Source organism: Caldimonas thermodepolymerans (assembly GCF_015476235.1).
Taxonomy (GTDB): Bacteria; Pseudomonadota; Gammaproteobacteria; order Burkholderiales; family Burkholderiaceae_C; genus Caldimonas; species Caldimonas thermodepolymerans.
In genome coordinates this window covers 3606970-3625862 of sequence record NZ_CP064338.1, presented here as the reverse complement: position 1 = coordinate 3625862, position 18893 = coordinate 3606970, and the positions used below count along the sequence as shown (strand labels likewise).

Genomic DNA, 18893 nt, shown 5'->3' with positions numbered 1-18893 from the left:
CTGCGCGTGGCGCATCGCACCACGTTGTCAACGCATCGAGGAGGCCCATGCAAGGCATCACCACGGGAGGCGTCCGCACCCTGCTGCGGCTGGAGGGCGCCTGCGTCCTGGCGGCGTCCGTCGCCTGCTACGCGCACCACGGGGCCGGCTGGGGCTGGTTTGCCGCCTGCTTCCTGCTGCCCGACCTGGCGCTGCTGGCCTACCTCGGCGGCGCGCGCGCGGGCGCGCTCGCCTACAACACGACGCACGCCTATCCCGGCGCGCTGGCCTGCCTGGTGGCGGGCGTGCTCGTGGCCTCGCCGGCGTGGCTGGCCGCGGGGCTGATCTGGTGCGCCCACATCGGCTTCGACCGCATGCTCGGCTACGGCCTCAAGTACGCGCGCGGCTTCGGCTGCACGCACCTGGGCCGCATCGGGCGCGAGGCGCGCGAGGCCGCCCCCGTGGCACCGGAACGCGCCGCTTGATCCCGCACGACGCGCTCACGCGCCGCGCCGCCGGTTCGGCGCGGTCTGCCGGGGCCGCAGGGCCATCAGCTGCTCGTACATCGCCTGCGCCGCCACCGACAGGCTGCGGTCGCGTCGGCGCACCAGGAAGATCTGCCGCTTGAGCCCGCGCAGCGGCAGCGGCCGCGTGGCGAGCTGCGGGTGCTCGAAGTGGAACAGCGTCAGCGCCGGCACCACGCTGATGCCCAGTCCGGCGCGCACCATGCCCGCGACGGTGCTGAGCTGGTCCAGCTCCATCATCGTGTTCAGCTGCAGCGGGTGGATCGCGGCCTCGACGTACTGCCGCACGCTGCTCGAGCGCGACAGCTGGATCATCGGGTGCGCCGCGATGTCGGCCAGCCGCAGCTGCGGCTGCGTGGCCAGCGGATGGTCACGCCGGCACACGAGGTGGAAGTCGTCGGTGCAGAACAGCTCGGTGCGCAGCTCGGGCGTGTCCACCCGCGTGGCGGCCAGCGCCAGGTCGGCGCGTCCGCTGCGCACGCGCTCGATGCAGTCCTCCGAGAGCACGTCGGCCACGTCGAGCTGGATGCCCGGCCACTGCGCATGGAAGCGCGCCAGCACCTGCGGCAGCCAGCCGGCGGCCAGTGCCGGCAGCACGGCCAGCGCGACGCGCCCGCGCTGGCGCGCCGCCAGCTGCCGCACGTCGGTCCAGGCGTCCTCGGCCTCGCGCAGCACGCGCCGCGCCGCGGCTTCGAAGGCGCGACCCTCGGCGGTGAGCTCGACGCTGCGCGTGGTGCGGTCGAACAGGCGCACGCCCAGCTCGTCCTCGAGCGAGCGGATCAGCGCGCTGAAGGCCGGTTGCGACAGGTGCGACAGTGTCGCCGCACGGGTGAAGCTGCGTTCCTCCACCAGGTGCAGGAAGGCACGCAGCTGCCGGGTCGACAGATTCATCTGCATGACAGATCAATCTATACCAACTTTCGATTTCACAGATGAAACGCGACGCCCTAGAGTCGGCCCCTGACGACAGGGCGGCGGGCATGGCCGTCCTGCAACGAGGAGACCATGACCCCACCCTTGCTGCGAGTCGGTTGCGCGGCCGGCTTCTCGGGGGACCGCATCGATGCGGCCGGCCCCGTGGTGCAGGCGCTGGCAGAAAGCGGCGGCCCCGCCGTGCTGATCTTCGAGACGCTGGCCGAGCGCACGCTGGCCCTGGCCCAGCTGGCGCGCCGCCAGCAGCCGCAGGCCGGCTACGAGCCGCTGCTGGACCTGATGCTGCGCCCGGTGCTGGGTGCCTGCCTGGACGCGGGCATCCGCATCGTCGGCAACTTCGGCGCGGCCCATCCGCTCGGCGCGGCGCGGCGCCTCCAGGCGCTGGCACGCGAGCTGGGGTTGCGCCCGCCGCGCATCGCGGTGGTGCGCGGCGACGACCTGAGCGGCCCGCAACACCGCGCGATGCTGATGCAGGCGCTCGGCGCTGCGGCACCGACGCAGCCGGTGGTCAGCGCCAACGCCTACCTCGGCGCGGAGGCCATCGCGCAGGCGCTGCGCGCCGGCGCCGAGATCGTCGTGGCCGGGCGCGTGGCCGACCCTTCGCTGACCGTCGGCCCGGTGCTGGCCCACTACGGCTGGGCGCCTGACGACTGGGACCGCCTGGCCGGCGCGACGATGGCCGGCCACCTGCTCGAATGCGGCGCGCAGGTCACGGGCGGCTACTTCGCCGATCCCGGCTACAAGGACGTGCCCGACCTCGCGCACGTCGGCTACCCGATCGCCGAGATCGCCGACGACGGCAGCTGCGTGATCGGCAAGCCCGCCGGCACCGGCGGGCTGGTCGACGTGCGCACGGTCAAGGAGCAGCTGCTGTACGAGGTGCACGACCCGGCCGCCTACCTGACGCCGGACGTGGTGGCCGACCTCACCGCCGCCGAGGTCGTCCAGGTCGGCCCGGACCGCGTGCGGCTGTCCGGCGTGCGCGGGCATCCGCGCCCGGCGCGACTCAAGGTGAACGTCTGCTTCGAGAACGGCTGGCTGGCCGAAGGCGAGATCTCCTATGCCGGCCCGCGCGCCGAGGCACGGGCGCGGCTGGCGGCCGACATCCTGCGCCGCCGGCTCGACGGGCTCGGCCCGCTGCGCTTCGACCTGGTCGGGGTGGCCAGCGTGTTCGCCGACGACGACGGTCGCTGGTGGGACGGCCATCCTGCCGGCGACGCCCGCGACGTGCGCCTGCGCGTCGCGCTCAACCACGCGCAGCGCGAGGCGGCCGAGGTGCTGGTGCGCGAGGTCACCGCGCTGTACACCTGCGGCCCGGCCGGCGGCGGTGGCGTGCGCACCGCGTTGCGCCCGCGGCTGGGCATCGCGTCCTGCCTGGTGCCGCGCGAGGCGGTGCCGGCCGGCTACTTCATGGTCGACGACCAGGGAGCTCCCGCATGAACGCCGCGACCCTGCAGGTCCCGCTGTACCGCCTGGCGCACGGGCGCGCCGGCGACAAGGGCGACCGCTCCAACATCAGCGTGATCGCCTGGCATCCCGACTTCTGGCCGGTGCTGGTCGAGCAGCTCACCGAGCAGGCCGTGCAGGCGCACTTCGCGCACCGCGGGCCGACCAGCGTGCGGCGCTACCTGCTGCCGCAGCTGCACGCGATGAACTTCGTGCTCGACGGCGTGCTCGACGGCGGCGTCAACGACGCGCTCAACCTCGACACGCACGGCAAGTCGCTGGCGTTCTGGCTGCTGGACCTGCCGGTCGAGCTGCCGGCCGAGCTGGGCCTGCTGCTGGCCGGCCCGCCACCCGCGCCCTAGGGCGTCGCTGCTTCGCTTCCCCGCCCATCCACATCCAACAGAGAAAAGGAGACAAACCATGGCCCACGTCCTCAACCGCCGCCAGTGCCTTGTTGCCACCGCCTTGCTGGCCCTGGGCATCACGGCCACGGCCGCCTCGGCGTACCCCGACAAGCCGGTGACCTTCGTCGTGCCGTTCGCGGCCGGCAGTGCCACCGACCAGATCGCGCGGGCGCTGGCCGAGGCCTTCACGGCCGAGACCCGGCAGCCCGTGGTGATCGAGAACAAGGCCGGTGCGAGCGGGATGCTGGCCGCGCAGGCGGTGGCGCGCGCCCCGGCCGACGGGTACACCGTGCTGATCACGACCAACACCACGCACGCGGCCAACGAGCACCTGTACAAGAAGATCGGCTACGACCCGGTGAAGGACTTCGCCCCGGTCACCGCGCTCGGCAAGGGCGGGCAGGTGCTGGTGGTGCATCCGGAATCGCCGTTCAAGACGGTGGCCGACGTCATCGAGCACGCGCGCAAGAACCCCGGCAAGCTGTCCTTCGGCAGCGGCAGCTCGTCCAGCCGCACCGCCGGCGAGCTGTTCCAGCAGATGGCCAAGGTGCAGCTGCTGCACGTGCCCTACAAGAGCAATCCCAACGCGATCACCGACCTGCTGGGCCGGCAGATCGACATGATGTTCGCCGACATGTCCACCGGCGTGCCGCAGATCCAGGGCGGCAAGCTGCGCGCGCTGGGCGTCACCGCGGCCAAGCGCTCGCCGCTGCTGCCGCAGGTGCCCACCATCGCCGAGGCCGGCGTGCCGGGCTACGAGATCGGCTACTGGTTCGCGGCCTACGTGCCGGCCGGCACGCCCGCGCCGGTGGTGCAGCGGCTCAACGAACTGCTGCGGCGCGCCACGAACGGCCCGGCCGCGAAGGCCTTCTTCGAGGCGAGCGGCTCCGAGCCGTTCACCGGCACGCCCGAGGAGCTGGCGCAGTTCCAGGCGGCCGAGACGCGCAAGTGGGGCGAGATCATCAAGGCCGCCGGCATCCAGCCCGAGTGACGCCCTGACGGATGCGTGATGCGGCGCCCCTGCGCGCTGCATCGCGGCAGCCCGGTCATCCAGCGACGACCAGACAGAGGCGGCGCAACCGCCCCTGGGGCGGCGCTTTGCCTGCGCGCGCCCCGACTTCCACCGGAAGAAAGGAGACAGCCATGAAACGAGGTTTCCTGCGCATCCTTCCCTGGGCCTGCGCGTTGGTCCTGGCGGCCGGCTGTGGCGGCGGCGGAGGCACCCGCCCCGAACCCCGACCGCAGCCGCAGATGCGCCTGACCATCACCAGTGTCGAGCCCTACCCCGGCAGCTTCGGCGACGTGGGCGAATACGAGCGGGTGCGCGGCATGCTGCAGGGCGAGGTCGATCCGCGCGATCCCCGCAACGCGATCATCCAGGACCTGGAGCTCGCGCCGGTGAACGACCGCGGCATGGTCGAGTACACGGCCGAGTTCATGATGCTCAAGCCCAAGGACATGAGCCGTGCCAGCGGGGTGCTGCGCTACGACGCGCCCAACCGCGGCAATGTCCTGACCGAGCCCAACCTGGCCACGGCCCCGAGCGACGCGATCTACTTCGAGCGCGGCTACGTGCTGCTGTACTCGGCCTGGCAGGGCGACGTGCCCAAGAGCAGCCCGAACCGCCTGACCGTCACCGTGCCGGTGGCGCGCAACCCGGACGGCTCGCCGATCACCGGCCCGTACCGCGCCGAGCTGGTGCCTGCCGTGCCGACCCCGGTGATGAGCCTGCCCGGAGGCGTCTTCAACGGCACGATGATGCCGTACCCGCCGGCCAGCCTGGACAACACCCAGCCCGGCTATTCGCTGACCAAGCGGGTCAAGGAGACCGACCCGCGCATCCCGATTCCCGCGAGCGACTGGAAGTTCGCCGACTGCAACACCACCGACAACCCCTTTCCCGGCACGCCCGACGAGACGCGCATCTGCCTGAAGGAAGGGTTCGACCCGGACTACCTCTACGAGCTGGTCTACGTGGCGCGCGACCCGCTGGTGATGGGCGTGGGGCTGGCCGCGCTGCGCGACACCATCAGCTTCTTCCGCGACGCGCAGGCCGACGCCGACGGCAATCCCAACCCGCTGGCCGGGCGGATCACCCACACGCTGTGCCAGGGCACGTCGCAGTCGGGCAACGCGATGAAGACGTTCCTGCACCTCGGCTTCAACGAGGGACGCGACGGCCGGCGCGTGTGCGACGGCATGTTCGCGCACGTCGCGGCGCGCCAGACCAACGTCAACATGCGCTTCGCGGTGCCGGGAGGCGGTGGCGGGCTGCGCACGGACCATACGGCCTTCGGGCAGACCGCCCCGCGGGGGCTGGCCGCCGACTATCAGGACGACGTGGCGGGCCGGCGCGGCGGCGTGATGCGGCGTTGCACGCAGAGCAACGCCTGTCCGAAGTTCTTCCTTGGCCTGTCGGGCACGGAGTTCTGGCAGCTGCAGGGCTCGCCGGTGCTGACCGACGCGCTCGGCCTGCGCGACCTCGAGCAGCCGGACAACGTGCGCATCTACTACTACTCGAGCACCCAGCATGGCGGGCTCGGGGGGCTGTCCAGCATCAGCTGGTCGCCGTCGTCGACCGTGTATCCGCGCGGCACCGTGGCCGAGTTCAACGACACGTTCCGGGCCCTCTTCATCGCGCTGGAAGACTGGGTGGTGCGCGACGTGCCGCCACCGGACAGCCAGGTGCCGCGCATCGACGACGGCACGCTGGTGCGCCCGCACCAGGTGACGTTCCCGGTGATGCGTGGCGTCAAGTGGCCGGTCGACGGCACGCCGACCGAGATCCCGGAGTTCCAGTACCGCGCGCTGCACAACGGCTTCAAGCTGCTCGACTTCGGCCCGCAGTACATCCCCGAGGACGAGTCCGGCATCGCGACGTACCTGCCGCCCCACTACACCGGGCGCGACTACGCGATCCTCGTGCCGCAGGTCGACCCGCACACGGGACTCACGCTGGCAGGCATCCGCAGCGTTGCGGTGCGCGCGCCCGTCGGGACCAGCATCGAGTTCAACTACGTTGCCAACCCGGCGTGGGACGACCTTGCCAACCTGAGCGGCGCGTTCATCCCGTTCCATCGCACCGAGGCCGAGCGCATTGCGGCGGGGGACACGCGCCCCTCGCTCGAATCGCTCTATGGCAACCAAGCCGGCTATGTCGCTGCCGTCCGGACGGCGGCCGAAGCCCTGGTGGCCGAGCGCTTCCTGCTGCAGCGCGACGCCGACCGACTGATCCAGCAGGCCATCGACAACCCCGTGCTGCCCTGACGCACGCCTGCGCGGTGCGGTCCGGGGTGACGGGCCGTGCCGGCAGGACCGACCTGGAGACGTGAAGGAGACCGACCATGAAGATGAAGACCATGCACCATCGCCTGGCGCGCTGCACACCCGCCTGGATGGCCCTGCTGCTGGCCGCTTGCGGCGGCGGAGGGGGAGGCGGGGGCAGCCCCGCGGACGAGCCGCCCGTGGCGGCAGCGCGCGCCTGCACGTTGGAGGCCTTTGCCGACGTGCAGCTCGAGCAGGCCACGATCAAGGCCGTGACGCCGGTCGAGGCCGGCACCTACAACCCGCCCGGCACGATGCAGCAGCTGGCCGACCTGCCGGCCTTCTGCCGCATCGAAGCCGTCGCGACGCCGACGTCGCAATCCGAGATCCATTTCGAGCTGTGGGTGCCCGAAGGCGAGGCCTGGAACGGCAAGCTCGTGACCACCGGCAACGGTGGCTACAGTCCCGCGCTCAGCTATGGCGACATGGCCTACGCGATGCGCCAGGGCTACGCGGTGATGGGCGGCGACACCGGGCACCAGACCGAAGACATGCTGTGGGGCGTGACCTATCCCGAGCGCATCGTCGACTGGGGAAGCCGCTCGATCCATGCCATCACCGTGGCCGGCAAGGCATTGCTCGAGGCCAAACGCGGGCAGGCGGCGCAGCGCGCCTACTACCTGGGCTGCTCGACCGGCGGGCACCAGGGATTCGCCGAGGCGCAGCGCTACCCCGAGGACTTCGACGGGATCATCGCCGGCGCGCCGGGCAACAACCGGACCGCGCTGAACATCGAGTTCATGTGGCGCTTCCGCGCCAACCGGCCGCAGAACGACAACCTCACGCAGTACGTGACGCCGCAGAAGCTGCGCCTGATCACCGAGCGCGCGGTCGCGGCCTGCGACGCGCTCGACGGTGTCACCGACGGCGTCATCAACGACCCGCGGGCCTGCACCAGCGCGCACTTCGATGTCACGTCGCTGCAATGCACCGGTGCCGAGGCGCCCGACTGCCTGACGGCCGACCAGGTCCGTGCGGCCCAGCTCATCTACCAGGGCCCGCGCAACCCGCGCACGGGCGAACAGCTGTACCCCGGCTGGCCGGTGGGCAGCGAGGCCGGCTGGTCGAGCTACATGGGGGCCGGCGAGCCGGTGCGCGCCGACTTCTGGCGGTACTGGGTCTTCGAGGATCCGCACTGGAACTGGTGGACCTTCGACTTCGACCGCGATGTCAGCTATGCCCGGGCGAAGATCTCGCCGCTGGTGGACCAGACCAGCACCGACCTGTCCGCCTTCAAGGCCGCCGGCGGCAAGCTGCTCGTCTACCACGGCTGGAGCGATCCGGTGGTCAGCGCCTTCGACAGCATCAACTATTACGAGGGCGTGCGCACCGCGCAGGGATCGCAGGAAGCGGTCGATGCGTTCTACCGTCTGTTCCTCGTCCCCGGCATGGGGCATTGCAGCGGCGGCAGCGGCGCGACGACGCTGCGCGGGGATGGCACGGCGGTGCCGGTCGCGCCGCAGCGGGACCTGCTGGCCGCGATGGACCGCTGGGTCGAAACCGGCCAGGCGCCCGACGACTTCATCGCCTCGCGGGTCGCGGGCGGTCAGGTGACGCTGACCCGGCCGTTGTGCGCCTACCCGAAGCAGGCGGTGTACGACGGCCAAGGCGATCCGAACGACGCGGCCAGCTTCCGCTGCGAGTGAGGGCAGCGGCGCCCGGTGGCCACAACCCACCGGGCGACAAGGGTTTTGGCTTTCCCATAGATTCCTGGCGTATAACGTTTTCAATCTTAATTCCAGGATAGATATATGGGATTGCTCAAGACCTGGCTGGCCTCGGCCGGCCTCATGCTCGCCTTCCTGGCCGCGGCGCCTGTGGCCCACGCGGCCGACCTGCTCGACGAGGTCCAGCAGCGTGGCACGCTGCGCGTCGCGGTGGAGGGCACCTACCCGCCGTTCAACTTCCGTGACGAGCAGGGCCGGCTGACCGGCTTCGACGTCGAGATCGCCGAGGCGATCGCGGGCAAGCTGGGCGTCAAGGCCGAGTTCACCACCACCGAGTGGAGCGGCATCCTGGCCGGCCTGCAGGCCGGCAAGTACGACGTGATCGTCAACCAGGTGGCGGCCACGCCGCAGCGCCAGCAGGTGTTCGACTTCAGCGCGCCCTACGTGGTCTCCAGCCCGCAGCTGATCGTGCGCGCCAACGAGACGCGCCCGATCCGCTCCGAGGCCGACCTCAAGGGCCTGACCATCGGCGTCAGCCAGGGCAGCAACTACGCGGACCTGGCGCGCTCGATCCCTGGCGCGACGGTCAAGGTCTACCCCGGCGCGCCGGAGTACCTGCAGGACCTGGTCACCGGCCGCGTGGACGTCGCGCTCAACGACAGCCTGCTGATCCCCTACCTGGCGCAGAAGAGCCGCCTGCCGGTCAAGGCCGGCGCGCCGATCGGCAAGGTCGAGACCAACGCGATCCCGTTCCGCAAGGGCAACCCGAAGTTCAAGCAGGCCATCGACGCGGCGCTGGAGTCGCTCAAGGCCGACGGCACGTTCGCGCAGATCTCGAACAAGTGGTTCGGGCGTGACGTGAGCAAGCCGCCTGTGGCCCAATAAGAGGCCCGCCGGCCACCGGGGCGTGACGGCCCTCTGCCCGTGCAGAGGGCTTTTTTCGTTGGACGGGAGGATGCACCCCTCATGGACCTGATCGCGCTGTTCGAATTCGCCGCGCCGGTGATGCTCAAGGCCACCGGCTACACGCTGCTGTTCGCCGTCTCGGCCATGGTGCTGGGGCTGGCGCTGGCCAGCATCGTCGCGCTGCTGCGCGTGCTGCAGGTGCCGGTGCTGGCGCAGGCGGCCGCGGTCTACGTCAGCGCGATGCGCGGCACGCCGCTGCTGGTGCAGGTGTTCCTCGTCTACTACGGGCTGCCCAGCGTGGGCATCGAGTTCACGCCGGTGACCGCCGGCATCCTGGCGCTGACGCTCAACGTCGCGGCGTACCTGTCCGAGAGCCTGCGCGGTGCGGTGCTGGGCGTGCCGCAGGGCCAGTGGATGGCCGGCACGAGCCTGGGCCTGACGCGCATCCAGACGCTGCGCCACGTCGTCGCGCCGCAGGCGCTGCGCATGGCCGTGCCCAGCCTCAGCAACAGCCTGATCAGCCTGATCAAGGACACCTCGCTGGTCTCGGTGATCGCGGTGACCGAGCTGATGCTCGCGACCAAGGAACTGATCTCCACTACCTTCCAACCGTTCCCGCTGTACCTGGGGGCGGCCGGCATCTACTGGGTGCTGAGCCTGCTGTTCGAGCGCGTGCAGCGCTTCATGGAGCGGCGGCTGGCGTTTCCGCACTGAGGCCGCCACCGCCAACGAAAAGGACGCCGGCCCTGCGGCTGGCGCCGGCGGGCCGGGCGCCGGGCCGGCGCGTCAGAACACGCGCCCTTCGACCAGGTGCGTCTTCGTCCCGTTGAGCGCGTGGTCGCCCAGGATGCGCGCCTTGTGCTGCAGCGGGTTGTGGCTGAAGATGGTGCGCAGGTTGCGCCAGTGGCGGTCGAAGTTGTGCTTGCGCGAGGTGGCCGAGGCGCCGCCGGCCTCGAACATGCGCTCGGCCGCGGCCAGCGCCAGGCGGCTGACCACCAGCTGCGTGCGCGCGGTGGTGAGCGCGCCCTGCAGCACCACGTCGTCGGCATCGGGCGCCTGGCGCAGGATGGCCTCGGCGCTGCGGTCCAGCTGGCGCGCGGCGTCGGCCACCAGCACGTCGATCGCATGGCTGGCCGCGCCCAGCTCGCCGATCACCAGCTGCACGAAGTGGTCCTCTCGCGCGGTCTCGGCCGGGCTGTGCATGGCCGGGCGGCCGTGCCTGCGCACGTAGTTCACCGCATCGGACACCACGTTGCGCACGATGCCCGCGGCGGTGGCGACCAGGATCAGCTGGCGCAGCGCCGAGGCGTGCCGGCCGGCCAGGTCGTCGCGCTCGCCGGGGGCGATCTCGTCCTCGAACACCTCCACGTCGTTGAGCACCATCGAGCTGCTGGCGGTGAGGTTCTGGCCCATGCCGTCCCAGTCGTCGAGGATCTCCACGCCCTCGCGCGTGACCGGGATCACCGCGTTGACGCCGCGCTCCTCGTCGTCGAAGGCGAACACCGAGGCGTAGTCGGCGAACGCGGTGCCGGTGGTGTAGTACTTGCGCCCGCGCAGGCGCCAGCCGTTGCCCACGCGCACCAGGCGCGTGGTGTTCTGCCCGGCGCGCGCCGTGCCCTGCTCGGTGAACGCGCCGCCGAACAGCGCGCCCTCGAGGATGAGCCGGATGTGGCGCAGGCGGTGCGGCTCGGGCGGACCCAGGCGCAGCAGCTCGCAGGTGTTGAAGTGCGTGCGCAGTGCGTGGGCGACGTTGGAGTCTGCCGCCGCCAGCGTGGTGACGGCGTGGATCACGTCCTCGATGCTGCCGCCCGGGCCGCCCTGTTCGCGGCCGATGCGCAGCGTGCCCAGCCCCGAGGCGCGCACCAGCTTGAACTGCTCGAACGGCAGCACGTGCTGCTTCTCGCGCTCGGAGGCGCCCTCGGCAATGGCCGCTGCCAGCGCCGGCAGGCCGGCCAGGATCTCCTCGCGCGTGCGCGGGCGCGGCGAGGCAAAGGCGGCGACGGCGCTCATGCGGACACCTGCGCGTTGCCGGCCGGCGCGACGCAGGGCACGCGCCCTTCGACCGGATGGCCTGGATCGGTGAAGCCGGGGGTGGACGGGTGGCCCGGCGCGACGAGGCTGTCGACCAGCGCCTCGTCTTCCGGCGTGAAGCGGTACTCGAGCGCCTTCACGTAGCCTTCCCACTGCGCCAGCGTGCGCGGGCCGGCCAGCGTCGCGGTGACCAGCCGGTTGTTCAGCACCCAGCCCACCGCGAAGTCCACCGGGTCGATGTCGCGTGCGGCCACGTAGTCGCGGATCTTCTTCGCGATCTCGATCGACTCGGCACGCCATTCGGTCTCGAGCAGGCGCTTGTCCTTGCGCGCGGCCCGCGAGCCCGGCTCGGCATGGTCCAGCGATTCGTACTTGGCGGTCAGCACCCCGCGCGCCAGCGGGCTGTAGGACACCACGCCCAGGCCGTAGGCGGCGGCCGCGGGCAGCTGCTCGGCCTCGGCGGTGCGGTTGACCAGGTTGTAGAGGGGCTGGCTGGCGATCGGGCGGTCGATGCCTTCGGCGTCGGCCAGATGCGCGACTTCCGCGATGCGCCAGCCGCGGAAGTTGGAGACGCCGAAGTAGCGCACCTTGCCGGCGCGGATCAGGTCGCCGACGGCGCGCACCGCCTCGCCCAGCGGGGCGTCGAAGTCGGCGCGGTGGAAGTACAGCAGGTCGATGTAGTCGGTGTCGAGCCGGCGCAGGCTGTTGTTCACCGCCTCGATGATCCACTTGCGCGACTGGCCGCCGCGGTTGACGCCTTCGCCCAGCGGGTTGCCGAACTTGGTGGCCAGCACCCAGTCGTCGCGGTCCTGCTTGATCGCGCGGCCGACGACGCGCTCGGTCTCGCCCTTCTGGTAGACGTCGGCGGTGTCGATGAAGTTGACGCCCTGCGACTTGGCGCGGGCGATGATCTCGCGCGCCTCGGCTTCCGGCGTGGGGCCGCCGAACATCATCGTGCCCAGGGCGAGGTTGGAGACTTTGAGGGCGCTGCGGCCCAGGTAGCGGTAGGTGATGCTCATGGTGGTCGTGGCCCCTCAGTCGGGGTGATGGCAGGCGACGGCGTGGTCGCCCGAGGTTGCTGAAACGGATTGCAGGACCGGCTCCTGCTGGCGGCACAGGGCCGTGGCCCGCGGGCAGCGGGGGTGGAAGCGGCATCCCGGGGGCGGCGCCAGCGGGCTGGGCAGCTCGCCCGGCAGCGGCGCGGCCTCGCGGCCCCGGTGGGCGCCGGGCACCGCGGCGAGCAGCGCCTGCGTGTACGGGTGGCGCGGCCGGGCCCAGATCCGGCGGCTGTCGGCGCTCTCGACGACGCGCCCGAGGTACATCACGATGACGCGGTCGGCGAAGTACTGCACCACCGACAGGTCGTGCGAGATGAACAGGTACGACAGCCCCAACTCGGCCTTGGTCGCGGCCAGCAGGTTGAGGATCTGCGCCTGGATCGACAGGTCCAGCGCCGACACCGGCTCGTCGCAGACGATCACGTCCGGCTGCAGCACCAGCGCGCGCGCGATGCCGATGCGCTGGCGCTGCCCGCCGGAGAACTCGTGCGGGTAGCGCCCCAGCGCGCTGCGCGGCAGGCCCACGCGGTCGACCAGCTGCGCGACGCGCTCGCGGCGCTGGCGCGCGTCGCGCAGGCCGTGCACCTTCAGCGGCGTCTCGAGGATGTCGCCGATGGTCTGGCGCGGGTTGAGCGAGGCGAACGGATCCTGGAACACCATCTGCAGGCGGCGCCGGTACGGGTGCAGCGCGCGGTGGCCCAGGCGCGAGATGTCCTCGCCGTCGACCGTCACGCGCCCGCCGGTGAGCGGTTCCAGGCGCAGCAGTGCGCGGCCCAGCGTGGACTTGCCGCAGCCGGATTCGCCGACCAGCCCGACGGTCTCGCCGCGCGCGAGCGTGAGCGACACGCCGTCGACCGCGCGCAGCGTGCCCTGCGGCAGCTTGAAGTGGACCTGGACGTCGGTGGCGGCAAGCAGCGGGGCGGTCATGGCGTGGCAAGGGCAGGAGCGCGCACCGCGGCCAGGGCCGGGGTGCAGGCGACGCGGCGGCCGGCGCCGGCGTCGAGCAGCGGTGGCGGGGACTGGCGGCAGGCCGCCTGGGCCTGCGCGCAGCGCGGCGCGAAGGCGCAGCCGGCCTGGCCGACGGCCGAGGCGATGCTGCCGGGGATCTCCGCCAGCGGCGCGCGCCGGTAGTGCAGGTCGGGATGCAGGCGCGGCGCGGCGGCGAGCAGCCCGCGCGTGTAGGGGTGCAGCGGCTGCGCGAACAGCGCGTCGGGCCGCGCCTGCTCCACCTCGCGGCCGGCGTACATCACGACCACGCGGTCGGCCCACTGCGCGACCACGCCGAGGTCGTGCGTGATGAGGATCAGGCTCATCGACAGCTCGCGGCGCAGCCGGTCGAGCAGGTCCAGCACCTGCGCCTGGATGGTCACGTCCAGCGCGGTGGTCGGCTCGTCGGCGATCAGCAGGCGGGGCCGGCACGCAATGGCCATCGCGATCATCACGCGCTGGCGCATGCCGCCGGAGAGCTGGTGCGGGTGGTCGTCGACGCGCCGCGCCGGGTCGGGGATGCGCACCACGTCGAGCAGCTCGATGGCACGCTGGCGCGCCGCGCGGGCCGACAGCCGCTCGTGCGCGCGCAGCACCTCGGCGATCTGCCAGCCGACGGTGCGCACCGGATTCAGCGAGGCCATCGGCTCCTGGAAGATCATCGACAGGTCGCGCCCCCGCAGCGCGCGCATCGCCTTCTCGGGCAGCGCCAGCAGGTCCTGCCCGTCGAACAGGATGCGGCCCTGCGCGATGCGCGCGGCCGGCGGCAGCAGGCGCATCAGCGCCAGCGCGGTGAGCGACTTGCCCGAGCCGGACTCTCCGACCAGGGCCACCGTCTCGGCGCGGCCGACCGTGAAGCCGAGGTCCTGCACCGGGGTGAGCCCGGGAAAGCGCAGCGTCAGGCCCTGCACCTCGAGCAGGGGCGTGGGGGGCGCGGCGTGCGTCATGGCGTCAGCGCTCCCGCGACAGACGCGGGTTGAGCGCGTCATTGAGCCCGTCGCCGAGCAGGTTCAGCGCCAGCACCGTGAACACGATCGCCAGGCCCGGCGCCATCGTCAGGTAGGCCGCGGTGCGCAGCTGCTCGCGCCCCGCGCCGATCATGCTGCCCCAGCTGACCACGTTGGGGTCGCCCATGCCCATGAAGGCCAGGCCCGATTCCATCAGGATCGCGGTGGCCACCATCACCGAGGCCGAGACGATCAGCGGCGGCAGCGCATTGGGCAGGATCTCGCGCAGGATGATGCGCAGGTGCCCGTAGCCCAGGCTGCGCGCCGCGAGCACGAACTCCTTGTGGCGCAGCGCGCGGAACTCGGTGCGCACCAGGCGCGCGACGGTCGGCCAGGTGACCAGCCCGATCGCCAGCGTGATGACCGGCAGCGAGGGCTGCGCGATCGCGACGATCACGATCAGCAGGATGAAGTTGGGGATCGCCTGGAACAGGATCACCAGCCGCTGCAGCGCCTCGTCGACCCAGCCGCCGAAGTAGCCGGCCGGCGCGCCGACCGCGATGCCCAGCCCCAGGCCGACCAGCGTCGCGCTGATGCCCACCAGCAGCGACACGCGCGCGCCGTGCGCGATGCCGGCGGCGACGTCGCGGCCCATCGAGTCGGTGCCGAGGAGGTACCCGGGCTGCGTGAACGGGCGGATGAAGGGCGCGTCTACCATGCTGAGCGGGTCCTCGGGGTAGAGCCAGGGCGCGGCCAGCGCCGGCAGCGCCATCAGCGCGAGGATCACCAGCCCGGCCATCGCGGTGGGGTTGCGCAGCAGCGCGCGCAGCGCCCGGCGCGCGTTGGTCGGCTGCGCGACCTCGTCGGTGCGGGCGCGCGCCGCATCGGGCGCGTGCACGTTGGGCCAGGCGGGCGCGGCCTCGGCCGGCACGGCGGGGGCATCCGGCGCCCGTGCAGCGGCGCCGGCGACGCGGATTGCGGTGGGGGTGGAGCTCATGGTCGGTGGCAGGGAGTCAATGCGCGGCGTCGATGCGCGGGTCCAGCCAGGCATGCAGCAGGTCCACCAGCATGTTGGCCACGATGACCAGCAGCGAGGACAGCACCAGCACGCCCAGCAGCACGTTGAAGTCGCGGCCCATCACGGCCTCGAAGGCCAGGCGCCCGAGGCCGGGCCAGCTGTAGACCGTCTCGACCACCACCGCGCCGCCGAGGATGTTGGCCAGGTGCACGCCGGCCATGGTCGTGACCGGCAGCAGGGCGTTGCGCAGCACGTGGTGCACGGTGATGCGCCACGGCGCGAGGCCCTTGGCCGCGGCGGTGCGCACGAAGTCCTGCGAGCGCACCTCCAGCATCGCCGCGCGCGTCAGGCGCGCATAGATCGCGACGAAGAACAGCGCCAGCGACAGCGCCGGCAGCACCATGTGGCGCACGCGGTCGACCACCGCGTCCCAGCCCGCGAGGCCGGCGCCGATGGTCTCTGCGCCGCCGCTGGGCAGCCAGCCGAGCTGGATCGAGAAGCACACGATCAGCATCAGCCCGATCCAGAAGCTCGGCACCGAATAGAACACCAGCGCCAGCACCGACAGCACGCGGTCCGGCCAGCGGCCCACGTACGTGGCCATCACCGCGCCGAGCAGCAGGCCGAGCGACAGCGCGATGGCCAGCGCCACGCCCATCAGCAGCAGCGTGCCGGGCAGGCGCTGCGCGATCAGGTCGGCCACCGGCATGCCGTAGCGCGGCGAATCGCCGAGGCTGAACTGCGCAAGATTCAACAGGTACTGCTTGAGTTGCACCAGCAATGGTGCATTCAGGCCAAAGCGCTCGCGCAGCGCAGCCACCGTCTCCTCGGTGGCTGCGCCCGATTCGCCGGCCAGCACGTCGGCCGCGTCGCCGGGCGCGAGCTGCAGCAGCAGGAAGCTGAGCACCACCACGCCGAGCATGGTGGGCAGCGCCAGCAGCAGCGTGCGGCGAAGGACGGAAGCAACCCGGTGCAGAGAACGCATGAGACGACGCAGCCGCCGCGTTGCCGGCGATGCGGCGGGGCGGCCCGATGAACGACACAAGGGCGCCTATGGTTCATCGCGGGGCGGCGTTTTCCAAGCGCGAATTTCGCATTTGCGTATGAGGCCCGGCCTCATGTCGATATGCGGATTTCGGGCTTCGGGATGGGGCGGTTGATGGGTACCGTTGCGGGCTTCCGAATCGTCATTGCAAGCAGCGTCGTCCTGCCCACCCAGCCATGATCCTCACCCATCGCCCCGGCGAACTGGTCGGCGTCGACCGGTTCCCGTCCCCTGCCGAGTTCCCCGACAGTCCCTACGCGCAGGCCCTGAAGGAGCCGCTCCTGCTCGGCCTGTTCCTGCCCATCCAGGCCGGCGGCTGGAGTGCCTCCACGCTGCCGCGCACGACAGACTGGCGCTTCGAGTACAACCGCGACCTCGTGCTCAAGGCCGAGTCGCTCGGCTTCAACCTGGTGTTCGCGCTGTCGCAGTGGCTGCCCAAGGGCGGCTATGGCGGCGTGTTCGACGGCAACGCGCTGGACTCGTTCATGACCACCGCGTCGCTGACCGCGATCACCTCGCGCATCCACCTGATCTCGACGATCCACGTGCTCTACGGGCCGCTGCACCCGCTGCACCTGGCCAAGTGGGGCGCGACGCTGGACCACATCTGCGGCGGGCGCTGGGGCATCAACATCGTCACCGGCCACCGCGCGGTCGAGCACGAGATGTTCGGCTGGCCGCGCATCGAGCACGACCACCGCTACACGCTCGCCTCCGAGTTCATCGAGGTGGTGCAGAAGCTGTGGACCGCGGACGACAACTACTCGTTCGAGGGCATCTCGTCGTGGAAGATGCACGGCGGCTTCGTGACGCCCAAGCCGCGCTACGGCCGTCCGCTGCTGGTCAATGCGACCGGCTCGGATGCGGGCATCTCGTTCGCCGCGCGCTACTCCGACCTGGTGTTCATCACCAGCCCGGGCCGCTCGGACTTCCAGGGCGCGATCGAGGCGCTCCCGCCGCACACCGCGCGCGTCAAGCGCGCCGCGCGCGACATCGGCCGCGAGGTGCGCACGCTGCTCAACCCGATGGTGATCAGCCGCGAGACCGAGAAGGAGACGCGCCAGTACTACGACGCCATCGTCGCGCATGCGGACAACCGCACGCCGCGCGGCTTCCACAGCTTCGACAGCGACGCGCACGCGTGGAAGGGCCGCGAGGGCAAGGACGCGCCGGCACGCCGTGCCGTCGGCGGCAACATCGAGGTGGTCGGCACGCCCGAGCAGGTGGTCGAGCAGTTCATCCAGCTCAAGCGTGCCGGCGTCGACGGCCTGCAGCTGAGCTTCTTCGACTTCAAGCCCGACCTGGAATTCTTCGGCGACCGCATCCTGCCGCTGATGAAGCAGGCCGGCCTGCGGCTGTGAGGCGGAGCATCCCATGAGCCAGGCCGATGTCGCTCCGTCCCAGCTCGCGCAGACCGAGCTGGTGCATCGCGCGCAGCAGCTCGCGCAGGACTTCGCCGCGCTGGCCGAACGGCACGACGCCAGCGGCGAGGCGCCCGCACCGCAGTTCGAGGCGCTGCGCCGCGCCGGGCTGCTCACCCTGACCGTGCCGCAGGCGCTGGGCGGCTGGGGCCTGGGGCTGGAAGCCGCGCAGGCGGTGGTGGGCGCGATCGCGCAGGGCGACCCGTCCGTCGCGCTGATCCTGTCGATGCAGCTCGGCCAGCACGCCGCGATCGCGCGCTCGCTGGCGCGCGGCGAGCACGGCGACTGGCCGCGCGCGCTGGCCGAGCGCGTCGCGCGCGAGGCGGTGCAGGGCCGTGGCCTGATCAACTCGGCGCAGGTCGAGCCCGAGCTCGGCTCGCCGTCCAACGGCGGCCTGCCGAAGACCGTCGCGCGGCGCGCCGGCGGGCAGTGGCGGCTGTCCGGGCACAAGCTGTACGTCACCGGCGTGCCGCTGCTGGACTACATCCTGGTGCTGGCGGTCACCGACGAGGACGAACCGCGCCTGGGCAGCTTCCTCGTGCCGCGCGACGCGCCCGGCGTGCGCGTGGTGCCGACCTGGAACCAGCTCGGCATGCGCGCCACCGCGAGCCACGACGTGGTGCTCGAGGACGTGGCGGTGCCGCTCGAGCACGCCGTCGGCCTGCACCCGGCGCGGCTGGGCCTGCAGCGCGACGTGCAGGGCAACGCGTGGTACTTCCTGCTCGTGGCCACCGTCTACGACGGCGCGGCGCGCGCCGCGCGCGACTGGCTGCTCGGCTTCCTGCAGGAGCGCCGCCCGGCCGCGCTGGGCGGGGCCAACCTCGCCTCGCTGCCGACGGTGCAGGAGGCGGTGGGCCAGATCGAGGTGGCGCTGGCTGCCAACGCGCTGCTGCTGCGCGCCCATGCACGCGCCTGCGACCAGAGCCTGGCTGGCGGCGAGCCGGTCGACCCGCAGCTGGCCGGCGTCGTCAAGCACACCGTGATCGACAACGCGGTGCAGGCCACGCGGCTGGCGCTGGAACTGGCCGGCAACCATGGCCTGGCGCGCCGCAACCCGCTCGAGCGCCACCTGCGCAACGTGCTGTGCGGGCACATCCATGCACCGTCCAACAGCCTGCTGCGTGCCCTGGCCGGCCGCCGCGCCCTGGAGCGTGCCGCTGCCGACGCCCCGACCGCCGCGCGCGCCGCCTGAGCGCTGCCGGC

Annotated in this window: 17 protein-coding genes; 10 read left to right on the top strand and 7 right to left on the bottom strand. The window is 71.9% G+C overall.

The window, feature by feature from the left end; all coding sequences use genetic code 11:
• Positions 1–47 precede the first annotated feature (47 nt).
• Positions 48–464, top strand: a complete 417-nt coding sequence (locus tag IS481_RS17145; protein ID WP_104356376.1) for a DUF4260 domain-containing protein — start codon at positions 48–50, stop codon at positions 462–464.
• 15 nt (positions 465–479) lie between these two features.
• Here IS481_RS17145 and IS481_RS17140 read toward each other — a convergent pair whose 3' ends face one another.
• Positions 480–1394 (bottom strand): LysR family transcriptional regulator, encoded by a 915-nt coding sequence (locus tag IS481_RS17140; protein WP_104356434.1) that lies wholly within the window; start codon positions 1392–1394, stop codon positions 480–482.
• Positions 1395–1508: 114 nt separating this feature from the next.
• Between IS481_RS17140 and IS481_RS17135 the strand changes: the two genes are divergently transcribed.
• The 7 genes from IS481_RS17135 (at position 1509) to IS481_RS17105 (ending at position 9897) form a co-directional block, all read left to right on the top strand.
• Entirely contained in the window at positions 1509–2876 is a 1368-nt protein-coding gene (locus IS481_RS17135) for an acyclic terpene utilization AtuA family protein (RefSeq protein WP_104356375.1), read from the top strand.
• The gene (locus IS481_RS17130; RefSeq protein ID WP_104356374.1) at positions 2873–3244 is read left to right on the top strand and encodes an AtuA-related protein; all 372 of its coding nucleotides are present in this window, start codon (positions 2873–2875) and stop codon (positions 3242–3244) included. Before IS481_RS17135 ends, IS481_RS17130 begins: the two co-directional genes overlap by 4 nt.
• A 58-nt stretch (positions 3245–3302) precedes the next feature.
• Positions 3303–4277, top strand: a complete 975-nt coding sequence (locus IS481_RS17125) for a Bug family tripartite tricarboxylate transporter substrate binding protein (RefSeq protein ID WP_104356373.1) — start codon at positions 3303–3305, stop codon at positions 4275–4277.
• Positions 4278–4429: 152 nt separating this feature from the next.
• Positions 4430–6553 carry an alpha/beta hydrolase domain-containing protein gene (locus IS481_RS17120; RefSeq protein ID WP_104356372.1) on the top strand — a complete coding sequence of 708 codons (2124 nt, stop codon included), beginning with the start codon at positions 4430–4432 and terminating at the stop codon, positions 6551–6553.
• Between the two features lie 77 nt (positions 6554–6630).
• Positions 6631–8256, top strand: a complete 1626-nt coding sequence (locus IS481_RS17115) for a tannase/feruloyl esterase family alpha/beta hydrolase (RefSeq protein WP_104356371.1) — start codon at positions 6631–6633, stop codon at positions 8254–8256.
• A 105-nt stretch (positions 8257–8361) separates the two neighbouring features.
• Complete coding sequence (locus tag IS481_RS17110; RefSeq protein ID WP_198425437.1) at positions 8362–9162, top strand: transporter substrate-binding domain-containing protein; 801 nt, start codon at positions 8362–8364, stop codon at positions 9160–9162.
• 81 nt (positions 9163–9243) lie between these two features.
• Complete coding sequence (locus tag IS481_RS17105) at positions 9244–9897, top strand: amino acid ABC transporter permease (protein ID WP_104356370.1); 654 nt, start codon at positions 9244–9246, stop codon at positions 9895–9897.
• Positions 9898–9969: 72 nt separating this feature from the next.
• Here the strand turns inward: IS481_RS17105 and IS481_RS17100 are convergent, their stop codons facing one another.
• The 6 genes from IS481_RS17100 to IS481_RS17075 are packed head-to-tail and all read right to left on the bottom strand — an operon-like array spanning position 9970 to position 16209.
• On the bottom strand, positions 9970–11193 hold the full coding sequence (locus IS481_RS17100; protein ID WP_104356369.1) for an acyl-CoA dehydrogenase family protein: 1224 nt from the start codon (positions 11191–11193) through the stop codon (positions 9970–9972).
• Positions 11190–12227, bottom strand: coding sequence for an aldo/keto reductase (locus IS481_RS17095; RefSeq protein WP_104356432.1), 1038 nt, complete (start codon positions 12225–12227; stop codon positions 11190–11192). The genes IS481_RS17100 and IS481_RS17095 overlap by 4 nt, the downstream gene beginning before the upstream one ends.
• Positions 12228–12248: 21 nt before the next feature.
• Entirely contained in the window at positions 12249–13199 is a 951-nt protein-coding gene (locus IS481_RS18605; protein WP_104356368.1) for an ABC transporter ATP-binding protein, read from the bottom strand.
• A complete protein-coding gene (locus IS481_RS18600) occupies positions 13196–14206 on the bottom strand; it encodes an ABC transporter ATP-binding protein (protein WP_104356367.1) in 1011 nt (336 codons plus the stop codon). The genes IS481_RS18605 and IS481_RS18600 overlap by 4 nt, the downstream gene beginning before the upstream one ends.
• Positions 14207–14210: 4 nt before the next feature.
• The gene (locus IS481_RS17080; protein ID WP_104356366.1) at positions 14211–15203 is read right to left on the bottom strand and encodes an ABC transporter permease; all 993 of its coding nucleotides are present in this window, start codon (positions 15201–15203) and stop codon (positions 14211–14213) included.
• 16 nt (positions 15204–15219) lie between these two features.
• On the bottom strand, positions 15220–16209 hold the full coding sequence (locus tag IS481_RS17075) for an ABC transporter permease (RefSeq protein ID WP_104356365.1): 990 nt from the start codon (positions 16207–16209) through the stop codon (positions 15220–15222).
• Between the two features lie 236 nt (positions 16210–16445).
• Here IS481_RS17075 and IS481_RS17070 point away from each other — a divergent pair, with 236 nt between their 5' ends.
• Positions 16446–17630, top strand: coding sequence for an LLM class flavin-dependent oxidoreductase (locus IS481_RS17070; protein WP_104356364.1), 1185 nt, complete (start codon positions 16446–16448; stop codon positions 17628–17630).
• Between the two features lie 13 nt (positions 17631–17643).
• The gene (locus IS481_RS17065; RefSeq protein WP_104356363.1) at positions 17644–18882 is read left to right on the top strand and encodes an acyl-CoA dehydrogenase family protein; all 1239 of its coding nucleotides are present in this window, start codon (positions 17644–17646) and stop codon (positions 18880–18882) included.
• The last annotated feature ends 11 nt before the right edge of the window (positions 18883–18893 follow it).

What these genes read in the sequence shown, in the direction of transcription:
- IS481_RS17145 (WP_104356376.1), top strand. Translation starts at nt 48, where the DNA reads ATGCAAGGCATCACCACGGGAGGCGTCCGCACCCTGCTGCGGCTGGAG.
- IS481_RS17140 (WP_104356434.1), bottom strand. Translation starts at nt 1,394, where the DNA reads ATGAATCTGTCGACCCGGCAGCTGCGTGCCTTCCTGCACCTGGTGGAG.
- IS481_RS17135 (WP_104356375.1), top strand. Translation starts at nt 1,509, where the DNA reads ATGACCCCACCCTTGCTGCGAGTCGGTTGCGCGGCCGGCTTCTCGGGG.
- IS481_RS17130 (WP_104356374.1), top strand. Translation starts at nt 2,873, where the DNA reads ATGAACGCCGCGACCCTGCAGGTCCCGCTGTACCGCCTGGCGCACGGG.
- IS481_RS17125 (WP_104356373.1), top strand. Translation starts at nt 3,303, where the DNA reads ATGGCCCACGTCCTCAACCGCCGCCAGTGCCTTGTTGCCACCGCCTTG.
- IS481_RS17120 (WP_104356372.1), top strand. Translation starts at nt 4,430, where the DNA reads ATGAAACGAGGTTTCCTGCGCATCCTTCCCTGGGCCTGCGCGTTGGTC.
- IS481_RS17115 (WP_104356371.1), top strand. Translation starts at nt 6,631, where the DNA reads ATGAAGATGAAGACCATGCACCATCGCCTGGCGCGCTGCACACCCGCC.
- IS481_RS17110 (WP_198425437.1), top strand. Translation starts at nt 8,362, where the DNA reads ATGGGATTGCTCAAGACCTGGCTGGCCTCGGCCGGCCTCATGCTCGCC.
- IS481_RS17105 (WP_104356370.1), top strand. Translation starts at nt 9,244, where the DNA reads ATGGACCTGATCGCGCTGTTCGAATTCGCCGCGCCGGTGATGCTCAAG.
- IS481_RS17100 (WP_104356369.1), bottom strand. Translation starts at nt 11,193, where the DNA reads ATGAGCGCCGTCGCCGCCTTTGCCTCGCCGCGCCCGCGCACGCGCGAG.
- IS481_RS18605 (WP_104356368.1), bottom strand. Translation starts at nt 13,199, where the DNA reads ATGACCGCCCCGCTGCTTGCCGCCACCGACGTCCAGGTCCACTTCAAG.
- IS481_RS18600 (WP_104356367.1), bottom strand. Translation starts at nt 14,206, where the DNA reads ATGACGCACGCCGCGCCCCCCACGCCCCTGCTCGAGGTGCAGGGCCTG.
- IS481_RS17080 (WP_104356366.1), bottom strand. Translation starts at nt 15,203, where the DNA reads ATGAGCTCCACCCCCACCGCAATCCGCGTCGCCGGCGCCGCTGCACGG.
- IS481_RS17075 (WP_104356365.1), bottom strand. Translation starts at nt 16,209, where the DNA reads ATGCGTTCTCTGCACCGGGTTGCTTCCGTCCTTCGCCGCACGCTGCTG.
- IS481_RS17070 (WP_104356364.1), top strand. Translation starts at nt 16,446, where the DNA reads ATGATCCTCACCCATCGCCCCGGCGAACTGGTCGGCGTCGACCGGTTC.
- IS481_RS17065 (WP_104356363.1), top strand. Translation starts at nt 17,644, where the DNA reads ATGAGCCAGGCCGATGTCGCTCCGTCCCAGCTCGCGCAGACCGAGCTG.